Genomic DNA, 12,900 nt, shown 5'->3' with positions numbered 1-12,900 from the left:
TCCGCGATGTCGGTATGTCATCACCGTTTTGCGCGTCTTGAGGAACGCGACCTCTGAGCTTGCATTGTCGGCTTGATCTTCAATCGTTCACGAGGTCGACAATGCATCTTCTCGTCAGAATGGCGGCGATTGCGACAGTCCCTGCTTGGATCGGATTGAACGCGAACGGCGCTGCAGCACAGGATTTCCATGACCGGTGGTCCATCATTCCGAAGGCTCAGGCAGAGCCGGCGCCTGCTGGACCCGAACAGCCGAAGAAGGATCAGATTGAGGCGCCACCTCCAACCGCACAAGAGCCATCGGCTGATCGCTCGGGCATGCGATCTTTCAATCGAGTCTTTTCGGGAAAGGCCTCCTATTATTCATATTCCAAAGGCAAGACAGCGAGCGGTTCGACATTCAATCGGAATCACCTCACGGCGGCGCATCGCAGCCTGCCGTTCGGCACCAAGGTCCGCGTGACCCATGGAGGAAGCAGCGTCATCGTCACCATCAACGACAGAGGCCCGTTCATTCGTGGCCGCGTCCTCGATCTCTCGCTCGCTGCCGCGCGCAGCTTGGGGATTACGAATCGCGGCGTAGCTCAGGTTCGTGCCGAGGTGTTGTAGCGGGCGGCTTTTGAACGGCCGTGACATTGAAAACCCGACGCGTTTGTGGATATGACCTCGAGTACTCACCGCCTTCAACGGGATGGCGATGGGGTATTTGAGGTATCAGCGCTTGTGCCTTTTGGGGAAGCCGGCGGAAGCCTCGCAGAATAACAAGTAGTCCCGCAACGCCGATCATGTCGGCGGGCAGACGAAGGTCGTCAGGCTTCCTTCTTCTTCACGCTGATATTTCCGTCGCCCTCGATATATGCCTCTACGACGTCCGAGGGACTCGCTATCCCCTCCTCGCGAAGCTTGCTCATCAACTCATCCATCGTCACCAGCTCCTGCCGCATGTGGCGGCGAAGGACCTGCCCGTTTTTGATGAGCAGGAGCGGCGCCGGCCGAGCAAGCCGCTCCACGAAAGGCACGTGATACCCGACCCAGTCGATGGCTAGATTCCAGAAAATGATGGTGGCAACGAGCACGATACCTTCTGTGATCGAGTGGTATTCGCCCGCCATGCCATTCTGCGCCGCGTCCGCCAACAGGACGACGAGAAGCAAATCGGGAATGCTGAGTCCGCCGGTTTGTCGCTTCAAAATGAACCGCATCAGGGTGAAGATGCCGAGATACATGATGGTGCCCCGCACGATCATTTCCATGATGGAATGCGTCGGGACGAAGATCTCGCTCCACGATAACTGAAACATGTTGCCCTCGCCTGAATGGAAGCGTCCTGATGCCGCGAATCGAAACTCTTATCGGACCCGAACAGTTTCGGAGTTGCGAGGAGGATGGTGAAGAGTTGAGGCTCTAGCCGACCGCTCGACCGTGATTGTCCTCTGGACGATCAGCTCCTACCACTGTCCGACGCGGCGATTCGGAAAAACAATATGACTCAATGACATCGCTACTGTGCATGGGGTTGTTTTCGTCGTTTCGATGTACCGCCCACCGCAGGCCCCGCTTCTGGCCACAGGCATCGTCGCGGCCGGAGCACGCTCCACGCCGACGGTCACCCGACAGAGGTTGAAAAAATGGTCGGAGCGAGAGGATTTGAACCTCCGACCCCTAGTCTCCCAGACTAGTGCGCTAACCGGGCTGCGCCACGCTCCGAATGCCGTTCCATTAGCTAGGATCGCCGCTTTGCGCAAGGCGAGGCCGCAGCATTTTGGTGTATCCGCCCAAGCGGGGCCGGAACTGCCCCGCAAAGCCGGGGACCGCCCTAGCCCTCCTTCAGGGCCTGATCCAGCATCTCGCGACAGGCGACGAGATCGCCGAGGACCCGCTCCAGCCGCTCGCGGTCGAGCGCGCTGGGGCCGGCGGGCACGGCGGCGCCGCCTTTGCGGAAGGTGGTGAGGATCTCCTCGTCGTCGACCTCGGTGAAGCGGAAGTCGATGCCTTCCTCTTCATCGCCCTGATAGTCGTCATCGTCGGTGTCGGTGATGCCCTTGATGGGGGCCTCGTCCTCGGGCTCCATCAGGCTCGCGCCGATCGCGTCCTCGATGGCGCCAAAGGAGACCGCGGCCGCGCTGTCGGCGAGGCCCTGCACCGATTTGACGCCGTGCTCTTTCAGGATCCGCTGCACCCCGCGGATGGTATAGCCTTCGCCGTAGAGCAGCCGGCGGATGCCTTTGAGCAGGTCGACGTCGTCGGGGCGATAATAGCGGCGGCCGCCGCTGCGCTTCATCGGCTTGATCTGGGAGAAGCGGGTCTCCCAGAACCGCAGCACGTGCTGCGGAATGTCGAGTTCCTGCGCTACTTCGCTGATGGTTCGGAACGCATCCGGCGCCTTGTCCAAAGGCCAGTCCTTTCCGAAAGGCGGTTACGCCTCTTCTTGAGCCTGGGTGGCGTCACCGTTGGTACGGTGCTGGGCGTTGATCCGCTGCTTCAGGATCGCCGACGGCTTGAACACCATGACGCGGCGCGGCGAGATCGGCACCTCGGTGCCGGTCTTCGGGTTGCGGCCGATGCGCTGGCCCTTCTTGCGCACCATGAAGGAGCCGAACGAGGACAATTTCACCGTCTCGCCCTTCTCCAGGCAGTCGGTGATCTCCTTCAGCACGAGTTCCACGAAGGCAGACGATTCCGTGCGCGATAGGCCCACCTTCTGGTAGACGGCTTCGCACAGATCGACACGCGTTACGGTTTTGCTGGTCTCGCTCATCGCCCTGCCCCACCTCACGGCGAACAATTCTTGTCTGAAATTATGAGCTTACGATACGGCGGTCAACACCGCACATCAATGCACACGTCGCGATAATCGGCGCGGATTCCGGCAAAATTTTATCGGTGTGGCTTACCAGCGCACCAGCGCGGAGCCCCAGGTGAAGCCGCCACCCATGGCCTCCAGCAGGACCATGTCGCCCTTCTTGATGCGGCCGTCCTTGCGCGCCACCGAGAGCGCCAGCGGGATCGAGGCCGCCGAGGTGTTGCCGTGACGGTCCACCGTCAGCACCACCTTCTCCGGCGCGATGTGCAGCTTGTGCGCGGAAGCGTCGATGATTCGCTTGTTGGCCTGGTGCGGCACGAACCAGTCGATGCCGTCGGCATCGAGCCCGGTTGCCTTGAAAGCATCGACGATCACGTCGGTGATCATACCGACCGCGTGCTTGAAGACCTCGCGGCCCTCCATGCGCAGATGGCCGACGGTCTGGGTCGAGGACGGCCCGCCGTCGACGAACAGCTTTGCCTTGTGGCGGCCGTCGGAGCGCAGATGCGTGGTCACGATGCCGCGGTCGGTCGCGGCATTGCCGGGCTGCTCCTGCGCCTCCAGCACCACGGCGCCGGCGCCGTCGCCGAACAGCACGCAGGTGCCGCGATCGTTCCAGTCGAGGATGCGCGAGAAGGTCTCCGCGCCGATCACCAGCGCGCGCTTGTAGGCCCCGGTGCGCAGGAAATTGTCGGCGGTGGCGAGCGCGAACACGAAGCCCGAGCACACTGCCTGCAGATCGAAGGCCGCGCCATGATTGATGCCGAGGCCGTGCTGCACGGCGACGGCGGTCGCGGGGAAGGTGTTGTCGGGCGTCGAGGTCGCCAGCACGATCAGCTCGATCGATTGCGCGTCAACGCCGGCATCGCGGAGCGCCGCCTGTGCCGCCTTGATGGCGAGGTGCGAGGTGAACTCGCCCTCGGCCGCGATGTGCCGCTCGCGAATGCCGGTGCGCTGCACGATCCACTCGTCGGAGGTATCGATGCGCGCCGCCAATTGGGCGTTGGTCACCACCTGCTCCGGCAGATAAGAGCCGCAGCCCAGCACGACCGAACGAATCTGAGTCACGAAACATCCTCCGGCGCGGGCTGCACGAATTTGAGTGCACCACCCTCGCGGTTGAGCATCTGATTGATCTTGTTCAGGAGATCGTAGTGAGCCATCTCATAGCCAACATCGATCGCATAGGCAAAGCCTTCGGCGTTGGTTCCGCCGTGGCTCTTGACCACCACCCCGTTCAGTCCCAGCAGCACGCCACCATTGGACTTGTTGGGGTCCATTTTATCGCGCAGGGCCTGGAAGGCGCTACGCGCAAAGAGGTAGCCGAGCTTGGACATCCAGCTCCGCTGCATCTCGTGACGAAGCAATTCCGCCATCTGCCGTGCGGTTCCCTCGGCCGCCTTCAGCGCGATGTTGCCGCTAAAGCCTTCGGTGACGATCACGTCGGCGAGCCCCTTGCCGATGCCGTCGCCCTCGACGAAGCCGATATAGTCGAGCTCCGGCAGGTTCCGCGCCCGGAGGATCTCGCTGGCCTCGCGGATCTCCTCGTGCCCCTTGATCTCCTCGGCGCCGATATTGAGCAGCCCGACCGTGGGCCGGGTCTTGTTGAACAGCACGCTCGCCTTGGCCGCGCCCATCACCGCCATCGACACCAGATGGTGGGCATCGCCGCCGAGGGTGGCGCCGAGGTCGAGCACGACGGACTCCCCGCGCCGGGTCGGCCAGATCGCCGAGATCGCCGGCCGGTCGATCCCCGGCAGGGTGCGCAGGTGGAAACGCGCCATCGCCATCAGCGCCCCGGTATTGCCGGCGGAGATCGCGACGTCCGCCTCGCCCTTCTTGACCGCGTCGATCGCGAGCCACATCGAGGAGGTCTTGCGGCCGCGCCGCAGCGCCTGGCTCGGCTTGTCCTTCATGCTGACGGCGACGTCGGTATGGACGATCTTGGAGGCGGCCTTCAGCTTCGGGTGCTGGTCGAGCTCGGGCTCGATCCTGGCGCGGTCCCCGACCAGCAGGAACTCGGTGTCGCCATGCCGGCCAAGCGAGATGGCGGCGCCCGGAATGACCACGGCGGGGCCGACATCGCCCCCCATGGCGTCCAGCGCGATGCGAACCTTGCTTGGCATGTAAGTCCTGGAAACCTGGTCTGGTGCGGTCTTGGGATCAGCGGGGCCGCAAAATGGGTTCGCCACCGGGACGGCGGCCGGCCAAGCGCCACGCCGCACCCGGACCGGGGCGCGACAATAGCGTTTTGTACCCCCGAAACAACCTCTTGCCCCCAGCCTTTTGCATTTGGGGCGATCCGGCCGCCGGCCGCGGATTTCGCGAGAAATACATTGAAATCAGACAGATAAACAGCTGTCTCAAACCATCAGGGCAAATGGCTCGCGCCCCCTGGCAAGGCAGCCGCGAGCGAAAATGCCCCTCATTGGCCCTTCTTCTTGTCCTGCAATGCCTTCAGCACGGCGAAGGGATGGTCTTCGGGGTCGGGAGCGGTGACCTCCGCCTCGAACACCGCCCCCTCCTTGCGCGGATAGGGATCGATCGCCAGGAACAGGACGTCGGTGGCGAGCCGGCCGAGGTCGATGATGCCGCCCGTGATCGGCTCGGGCGGGTCGGCAACCTCGGGCGACGCCTCGTCGTCCTGCCCCTCCTCGATCAGATCGGCCAGGCGGCGCGCCTCGGCCTCAGGGGCGAACATCAGGTCCACCTCCTCCTCGATCTCGCTCTCGATCGGATCCAGCGTGACGACGCAGGTCTGGCCGATCCGGCCACGAACCAGGCCCGTGACCTGGACCCGCCCCCCGCTTTTCGGCACGACATCGAAGCTGGCATGGGCGGACAGGATCTCGCGCAACCCCGCGACCTCCGCCATCGCCTGCCGCTCGGCTACTGAGGCCTCGAGCTCGCGATGCAGCCCCCCGTCCGGGATTTGCGCAACGATGACGGGCGCCCGCCAGGGATCGCGCTCGGTATCTGGTCGGCTCATGGCGTGACATCCTCTGACAGCGCCCGGGGAAACTTGAAGGACGCGCGCAGCAGCGCGGCCTCGTCGGTCCGACCAAGATCGGCCTCGCTGGCCCTCGCATAGGCCGCGAGCCGCTCCGCCTGGTCGAAGCCGGTCCCATTCAAGATATTCTTGCAGATCGCCGCTGCCAGCGCCTCGCCGCCAGCTTCCATCGCCTGGTCGTAGGCCTGGACGCGGCCGTAGAAGGCCTCGCCGAAGGCCCGCATCCGCTTCGGCACGGTCTGGTCGCCCACCCCCATCTCGCGCAGATTGTCGTCCATGTCCTCGCAGAAGCGGTCGAACAGCGCCTGCGACAGATCCGCGGCGCCCTGAACCGCGCGCAGTCGGCGCAGCAGCAGCCAGAGATGCAGCAGCAACAGGTCGAAACGCCCGTTAACCGTATCGGGCACACCCAAGTCCCGGTAAAACAGGGGTTCTCGCGCCTGCGTCACGATCATGCCATAGATGGCCTCAATGGTGCCGGGCGGGGTTCGCCGGGGTTTCCTGAAGTGATTGAACGGCCAAAGCATTGTGGTTTCCGCAAGCGGGCGCGCGCGAGTTGCATTCAGACGCCCAGCCCGGTACTTCAGCGCCTCGCGCGACGCAAGGGGACGGAATCAGTTCCGCTATGACGACAACGAACCAGATCAGCCTGCGCGCGGATATCCGGCGCGGCCTTCATGCCTGCTGGCGTGGCCTGCGCATGCTCGCGGCCACCGCCGTGATCGGCGCGGCCCTTGCAGCTTGCACCGGCGAGCAGTTCCAGAAAGGCTACATCCTGCCGCCCGGCGCGCTCGAGCAGATTCCGATCGGCGCGAGCCAGGATCAGGTGCTGATCGTGATGGGCACGCCTTCGACGGTCGCGACCCTCGACGGTGAAGTGTTCTACTACATCTCGCAGCGCTCGGAGCGCCCGGTCGCCTTCATGAACCAGAAGGTGGTCGATCAGCGTGTCATCGCAGTCTATTTCGACAAGACCCGGCGCGTGCGCCGGCTTGCGAATTACGGTCTCCAGGACGGCAAGATCTTCGACTTCATCAGCCGCACCACGCCGACGTCGGGTCAGGAGATGAGCTACCTCACCCCGCTGTTCAAGCTGCTCAGCTTCAACTGAGGCCGTCGAAGGATTCCATCGAAGCGGCTTGTCGCTTCGATCGAAAATGCGCGTCGAACGAGACTCCTGAAGCCGTTTAATTCCATCGCAAGGTATATGAGCTTACGCCTGCGTCGTCGTGCCGCTCTCTGCGCGGCACTTGTCGTCGCGCGCGACTTGCGGTCGCACGTGCCGTTCCCTACGGTTCCCGCAAAGCAAGAAGCAGGAGTGGATTCGTGCATAAGCCTTTGTTGTCCCGCCGTCGTGTGCTCGCCGGTGCTGCCGGCCTTTCGGCCGCAGCGATTCTGCCGCGATCGAGCCTTGCCGACTGGAAGCCCACTGAAAACGTTCGTCTCATCGTGCCGGCCGCGGCCGGCGGCTCGACGGACGTGATGGGCCGCCTCCTGGCCGCGCATCTGCAAACCGCCTGGGGTCAGTCGACTGTGGTGGAAAACCGCTCCGGCGGCGGCGGCACGATCGGCACCGCCGAGGCCGTGCGCGCCAAGCCGGATGGTCACACCATCCTGGTCGGCAACCCCGGCCCGAACGCGATCGCCTACAGCATCTTCAAGAACCTCAGCTACAAGCCGGACCAGCTTCAGCCGGTCTCGAACATGATCCGGATTCCGAACATCGTGTCGGCGCATCCGAAGACCGGTATCAAAACGATTCCCGAGCTGATCGCGTATCTGAAGGCCAATCCGGACAAGCTCAGCTACGCCTCCTCCGGCGTCGGCCAGAGCCCTCACCTCACCGGCGCCTGGTTTCTCCAGCTCACCGGCTTGAAGATGACGCACATCCCATTCCGCGGCGCCGGCCCCGCGCTCCAGGCCGCCCTTGCCGGCGACATCCAGATCCTGTTCGACAATCTCTATCCGACCCTGCCTCAGGTGCAGAGCGGCACGCTCAACGGTCTCTGCGTCACCACGCCCGAGCGCAGCGACCTCGCCAAAGACCTGCCGACCATGCGCGAGAGCGCGCCGGAGCTGGCGAATTTCGACGTGTCCTCCTGGTTCGCCGTCTTCCTGCCGAAGGGCGCCTCACCCGAGGTGCTGGGCGCGCTCAATCTCCAGGTCAAGGCGATGCTGGAGCGCGAGGACGTCAAGAAGCAGATCGCCGCCATGGGTGCCCGCGCCGACTACGGCACGCCCGAGCAGTTCGCCGCCTTCGTGGACGCCGAGACGAAGAAGTTCGCCGGCATCATCCAGAAGGAAGGCCTGCAGATGGACGTCCAGTAGGTCCCTCCCCCGTCATTGCGAGCGAAGCGAAGCAATCCAGACTGTCTCTGCGGAACGATTCTGGATTTGCTTCGTCGCAAGAGCTCCTCGCAATGACGTGGTGAGTGCGTCGGATCAATAAAACAAAAACCCCGCGGCTTGCGCCGCGGGGTTTTCTCTTGTCGCGTCAGCGCCGCTCAGTGCGCCAGGATCGCCAGCAGCAGCAGGGCCACGATGTTGGTGATCTTGATCATCGGGTTCACCGCAGGTCCCGCCGTGTCCTTGTAGGGATCGCCGACGGTGTCGCCGGTCACCGCGGACTTATGGGCATCAGAGCCCTTGCCGCCGAAATGACCGTCCTCGATGTACTTCTTGGCGTTGTCCCAGGCGCCGCCGCCCGAGGTCATCGAGATCGCGACGAACAGGCCCGTCACGATCACGCCGAGCAGCATGGCGCCGACGGCCGAGAACGCCGCCGACTTGCCGGCCGCGCCGCCGCCCGCGATCGCATAGATCAGGAAGTAGACGACGATCGGCGACAGCACCGGCAGCAGCGAGGGGATGATCATCTCCTTGATTGCCGCGCGCGTGAGCAGGTCGACCGCCTTGCCGTAGTCGGGCTTGTCGGTGCCCTGCATGATGCCCGGCTTCTCGCGGAATTGGCGGCGGACCTCCTCGACGATCGCACCGGCCGCGCGGCCGACCGCGGTCATGCCCATCGCGCCGAACAGGTACGGCAACAGACCGCCGAACAGCAAGCCCACCACGACGTAGGGATTGTTCAGTGAGAAGTCCGGATTGACGCCGGCGAAGTAGGGATGCTGCGCGGAGCGGGCCACGAAGAACTTGAGGTCCTCGTTGTAGGCCGCGAACAGCACCAGGGCGCCGAGACCAGCGGAGCCGATCGCGTAGCCTTTGGTGACCGCCTTGGTGGTGTTGCCGACCGCGTCGAGCGCGTCGGTCGACTTGCGCACCTCCTTCGGCAGTCCCGCCATTTCGGCAATGCCGCCGGCATTGTCGGTGACGGGGCCGAAGGCGTCGAGGGCGACGATCATGCCGGCCAGCGCCAGCATGGTGGCGGTCGCGATCGCGATGCCGAACAGCCCGGCGAGGCTGTAGGTGACCAGGATGCCGGCGATGATGACGATCGCAGGCAACGCGGTCGCTTCCATCGAGATGGCGAGGCCCTGGATCACGTTGGTGCCGTGGCCGGTAACCGAGGACTGGGCGATCGACTTCACCGGACGATAGTCGGTCCCGGTGTAGTATTCGGTGATCCAGATGATCAGGGCGGTGACGATGAGACCGACCACGCCGCACTCGAACAGCGCCAGACCGGTGTAGTTGACGCCCTCGAGCTTGCCGAAGCCGATCAGGTAGTAGATCACCAGGGCGATGCCGATCAGCGACAGGATGCCCGTTGCGATCAGGCCCTTGTAGAGCGCGCCCATGATCGACTGGCTCGGCCCGAGCTTGACGAAGAAGGTGCCGATGATCGAGGTGATGATGCAGATGCCGCCGATCGCGAGCGGCAGTGTCATCATGTTGGCGAGGATCGGCGTCTTGGCGAAGAAGATCGCCGCCAGGACCATGGTGGCGACCGCGGTCACCGCATAGGTCTCGAACAGGTCGGCGGCCATGCCGGCGCAGTCGCCGACGTTGTCGCCGACGTTGTCGGCGATGGTCGCAGGGTTGCGCGGGTCATCCTCGGGAATGCCGGCCTCGACCTTGCCGACAAGGTCGCCGCCGACGTCCGCACCCTTGGTGAAGATGCCGCCGCCGAGACGGGCGAAGATCGAGATCAGCGAGGCGCCGAAGCCGAGCGCCACCAGGGCGTCGACGACGACGCGGCTATCCGGCGCGAGCTTCAGCGAATGGACCAGGAAGCCGAAATAGAGCGTCACGCCGAGCAGCGCCAGACCCGCCACCAGAAGGCCGGTGATGGCGCCCGCCTTGAAGGCGAGCTCCAGGCCGCCGGCCAGCGACGTCGTCGCGGCCTGGGCGGTGCGCACATTGGCGCGGACCGAGACGTTCATGCCGATGAAGCCCGCAGCGCCGGACAGGATCGCGCCGATGGCGAAACCGATCGCGACATAGAGCCCGAGGAAATAGGCAAGCAGCACGAAGATGACGATGCCGACGATACCGATCGTGGTGTATTGCCGCCGGAGATAGGCTTGTGCGCCTTCGCGCACCGCCCCTGCGATCTCCTGCATGCGCGGCGACCCCGCATCCGCGCCCAAGACCGAAGACGTCGCCCAAATCGCGTAGGCGACGGAAAGCGCTCCGCAGAGCACTATCAACCATAATGCTGTCATGTGATGTTTGCCTCAGATCCTTGATGTACCCCCGGCGCCTTTTGTTGTCCGTCGTGCGGTGAAGCGCCTTGATTTTGAACAAAGCCGCCCCCTTGCCCTTAAGGGACGGCTCCAGTCGGCCGCGAGCTTGCCAAAATCACATTGAGGGTGCAACGCCGGATCAGCCCGAAAAGGCCGATCTTGGCAGGTATTTAGGACCAAGCGCTGAGAACTCAGATGCCGGTTTGGAGCAATTCCTAGAAGTGGCTGTAGGACAGCCGCGTCAAAAGCAGATCCTGGCCCTGCCCGTCCAGGAAGCGCAGCGGCTTCTGCCCCTCCGTGATGGTACCGATTGCAGTCACGGCAACGCCGAGGGACTGCCCCGCGGCAATCAGCGTCTCGCATTGTGCCGGCGGAACGGTGCAGAGCACCTCGTAGTCGTCGCCCCCGGCAAGCAGCGTCTCGACAGACGCGACGTTGCGGGCGCGAAGGCTGGCTGCCGCGGCAGAGAGTGGCAGGCTCGTCACGTCGACCGAGGCCGAGACCCCGGAGGCGGCGCAGAGCTTGGTCAGATCGCCGGCGAGCCCGTCGGAGACGTCCATCGCCGCGGTGGCATGATCGCGCAGGGCCGGCGCCAGCACGTTGCGTGGCTGCGGCACCCGATAGCGCGAGACCAGAAAATCCCGTGCCGCGGGATCGGAGGTCAGCGCGCTGGCGGCAGCCCCGCCTTTGAGCACGTCGAGGCCGAGCGCGGCATCGCCGATCGTGCCCGTGACCAGGACGCGGTCGCCCGGCCTTGCGCCGGTGCGGCCGATCATCCGCCCCTGAGGCACACGGCCGAAGGCGGTGATCGAGATCATCTGCGGGCCCGGCGTCGACACCGTGTCGCCACCGAGCAGAGGACAAGCGAAGGTCTTCGCATCCTCGCCCAGCGCGTCCGCAAAGGGACGCAGCCAGGCATCCTCCTTGCTGCGCAGCGCCAGCGTCAGCACGAAGCCTGCCGGCGTCGCTCCTTTCGCCGCGAGATCGGACAGGTTCACCCGCAGCGCCTTGCGCGCTATGTTGTCAGGCGGATCGCCGGCAAGATAATGCACGCCCTCCACCACCGCGTCGGTGGTGACGACGATGTCCTCGCCGGACGAGGACAGCACCGCCGCGTCGTCGACCAACCCGAACGCGCCGGGATCGGTCGCCAGCGGTTTGAAATAGCGCGCGATGAGGGAGTCTTCGCCGGAGGGATTTTGTGTGGTTTCCATCGGCGTCAGCCCCATCCACCGCTGTCATCGCCCGGCTTGACCGGGCGATCCAGTATTCGAGAGACAGTCGTGTTAGCCCGATAGGCCGCAGCGTACTGGATCACCCGCCTTCGCGGGTGATGACGACGGAGAATGGGGCAGTCGTCTCGCATCACTTCACCGCCCTCGCGGGAAACTACCCCCGCCCGAACTCGTCGCCGCGAAACTGGCGGCCGATCTGGTCGAGCACGGCGTTGACCATGCCAGTCTCCTCACGGTCGACGAAGGCGTTGGCGACGTCGACATATTCGGAGACCACCACCCGGCCCGGCACGTCCTTGCGATGCTGGAGCTCATAGGCCCCTGCCCGCAGCACCGCCCGCAGGATGGCCTCGATCCGCTTCAAGGGCCAGCCCTTCGACAGCGCCTCGTCGATCAGGGGATCGAGCTTCTTCTGGTCGCGGACGACGCCGGAGACGACGTCGCGGAAAAAGGCGGCTTCCGCCGGCAGATACGTCTCGCCCTCGACCTCGTTGCCGAGCCAATGGCTTTCGAACTCGGCAAAGATGTCGTTGATGCCTGCACCGGCGATGTCCATCTGGTACAGCGCCTGCACGGCTGCGAGCCGTGCCGCACCGCGCCGGTTCGCCTTCTTCTCGACAACGCCTGTCGGCTTCTTGGTGTTATCGGCCATGGCTTCAGGCCTGCGCCAGGCGGCGTTTTATGCGCAGCATCGCAAGCGCGGCGCGCGCGGCATCGCCGCCCTTGTTGAGCTCGCTGGCACGCGCCCGCGCCCAGGCCTGCGCCTCGGTGTTGACGGTGAGGATGCCGTTGCCGAGCGGCAGCTTTCGCGCCACGGCGAGGTCCATCAGCGCGCGCGAGGATTCCTGCGAGACGATCTCGAAATGAATGGTGTCGCCGCGGATCACGCAGCCGAGCGCGATCACCGCATCATAGGGCCTGCCGTTCGCCGCCGCGGCATCGACCGCGATGGCGACTGCCGCGGGGATCTCCAGCGCACCGGGAACCGTGATGACGTCGTGGGTCAGGCCGGCCGCCTTCAGCTCCGCGACCGCGCCGTCCAGCAGCGCATCCTGGAGATCGTCATAGAACCGCGCCTCGACAATCAGCGCGCGCGCGCCCGAAATGTCGGTTTGGTCCTTCAGGGGTGCGCGCCGCGCGTCTGCCATCGTTCAATCCGTTTCGAAAGGGGTCGGCGCTATGTAGTCGCCGGAAGCATGTAAGCCAA

Annotated in this window: 14 protein-coding genes and 1 tRNA gene; 3 read left to right on the top strand and 12 right to left on the bottom strand. The window is 64.6% G+C overall.

Features of this window, described 5'->3' with window-relative positions; translation table 11 throughout:
- Nucleotides 1–101 precede the first annotated feature (101 nt).
- Nucleotides 102–608, top strand: a complete 507-nt coding sequence (locus I6F33_RS15860; protein WP_036010404.1) for a septal ring lytic transglycosylase RlpA family protein — start codon at nt 102–104, stop codon at nt 606–608.
- A 200-nt stretch (nt 609–808) separates the two neighbouring features.
- On the opposite strand, the gene I6F33_RS15855 is transcribed toward I6F33_RS15860, so the two are convergent.
- From I6F33_RS15855 to I6F33_RS15820, 8 genes are all read right to left on the bottom strand, one after another.
- On the bottom strand, nt 809–1,300 hold the full coding sequence (locus I6F33_RS15855) for a DUF421 domain-containing protein (protein WP_036010407.1): 492 nt from the start codon (nt 1,298–1,300) through the stop codon (nt 809–811).
- Between the two features lie 328 nt (nt 1,301–1,628).
- Nucleotides 1,629–1,706 (bottom strand) — tRNA-Pro (locus I6F33_RS15850).
- Between the two features lie 109 nt (nt 1,707–1,815).
- Nucleotides 1,816–2,391 carry a MerR family transcriptional regulator gene (locus tag I6F33_RS15845; RefSeq protein ID WP_057029740.1) on the bottom strand — a complete coding sequence of 192 codons (576 nt, stop codon included), beginning with the start codon at nt 2,389–2,391 and terminating at the stop codon, nt 1,816–1,818.
- 24 nt (nt 2,392–2,415) lie between these two features.
- Nucleotides 2,416–2,757, bottom strand: coding sequence for an integration host factor subunit alpha (locus I6F33_RS15840; protein WP_036010431.1), 342 nt, complete (start codon nt 2,755–2,757; stop codon nt 2,416–2,418).
- Nucleotides 2,758–2,889: 132 nt separating this feature from the next.
- A complete protein-coding gene (locus I6F33_RS15835; protein ID WP_036010434.1) occupies nt 2,890–3,870 on the bottom strand; it encodes a beta-ketoacyl-ACP synthase III in 981 nt (326 codons plus the stop codon).
- On the bottom strand, nt 3,867–4,928 hold the full coding sequence (gene plsX / locus I6F33_RS15830; RefSeq protein ID WP_225143245.1) for a phosphate acyltransferase PlsX: 1,062 nt from the start codon (nt 4,926–4,928) through the stop codon (nt 3,867–3,869). Before plsX ends, I6F33_RS15835 begins: the two co-directional genes overlap by 4 nt.
- 299 nt (nt 4,929–5,227) lie before the next feature.
- Nucleotides 5,228–5,791: a DUF177 domain-containing protein gene (locus tag I6F33_RS15825; RefSeq protein ID WP_225143244.1), complete on the bottom strand. Its 564-nt coding sequence runs from the start codon at nt 5,789–5,791 to the stop codon at nt 5,228–5,230.
- On the bottom strand, nt 5,788–6,339 hold the full coding sequence (locus tag I6F33_RS15820) for a ubiquinol-cytochrome C chaperone family protein (RefSeq protein WP_225143243.1): 552 nt from the start codon (nt 6,337–6,339) through the stop codon (nt 5,788–5,790). The genes I6F33_RS15825 and I6F33_RS15820 overlap by 4 nt, the downstream gene beginning before the upstream one ends.
- Nucleotides 6,340–6,437: 98 nt before the next feature.
- Between I6F33_RS15820 and I6F33_RS15815 the strand changes: the two genes are divergently transcribed.
- Nucleotides 6,438–6,923 carry an outer membrane protein assembly factor BamE gene (locus I6F33_RS15815; protein ID WP_225143242.1) on the top strand — a complete coding sequence of 162 codons (486 nt, stop codon included), beginning with the start codon at nt 6,438–6,440 and terminating at the stop codon, nt 6,921–6,923.
- A gap of 215 nt (nt 6,924–7,138) precedes the next feature.
- A complete protein-coding gene (locus I6F33_RS15810; protein WP_036010447.1) occupies nt 7,139–8,140 on the top strand; it encodes a tripartite tricarboxylate transporter substrate binding protein in 1,002 nt (333 codons plus the stop codon).
- Nucleotides 8,141–8,316: 176 nt separating this feature from the next.
- Here I6F33_RS15810 and I6F33_RS15805 read toward each other — a convergent pair whose 3' ends face one another.
- From I6F33_RS15805 to ribH, 4 genes are all read right to left on the bottom strand, one after another.
- Nucleotides 8,317–10,437, bottom strand: a complete 2,121-nt coding sequence (locus tag I6F33_RS15805; protein WP_036010450.1) for a sodium-translocating pyrophosphatase — start codon at nt 10,435–10,437, stop codon at nt 8,317–8,319.
- 236 nt (nt 10,438–10,673) lie between these two features.
- Nucleotides 10,674–11,672: a thiamine-phosphate kinase gene (gene thiL / locus I6F33_RS15800; RefSeq protein WP_225143241.1), complete on the bottom strand. Its 999-nt coding sequence runs from the start codon at nt 11,670–11,672 to the stop codon at nt 10,674–10,676.
- A gap of 175 nt (nt 11,673–11,847) precedes the next feature.
- Nucleotides 11,848–12,345 carry a transcription antitermination factor NusB gene (gene nusB / locus I6F33_RS15795; protein ID WP_036010453.1) on the bottom strand — a complete coding sequence of 166 codons (498 nt, stop codon included), beginning with the start codon at nt 12,343–12,345 and terminating at the stop codon, nt 11,848–11,850.
- 4 nt (nt 12,346–12,349) lie between these two features.
- Nucleotides 12,350–12,841 carry a 6,7-dimethyl-8-ribityllumazine synthase gene (gene ribH / locus I6F33_RS15790; RefSeq protein WP_057029742.1) on the bottom strand — a complete coding sequence of 164 codons (492 nt, stop codon included), beginning with the start codon at nt 12,839–12,841 and terminating at the stop codon, nt 12,350–12,352.
- Nucleotides 12,842–12,900 lie beyond the last annotated feature (59 nt).

Origin of the sequence: Bradyrhizobium sp. BRP20, from assembly GCF_020194215.1 — a bacterium.
Taxonomy (GTDB): Bacteria; Pseudomonadota; Alphaproteobacteria; order Rhizobiales; family Xanthobacteraceae; genus Bradyrhizobium; species Bradyrhizobium yuanmingense.
The sequence above is the reverse complement of the archived record's forward strand: the minus strand, read 5'-3'. Positions and strand labels throughout refer to the sequence as shown.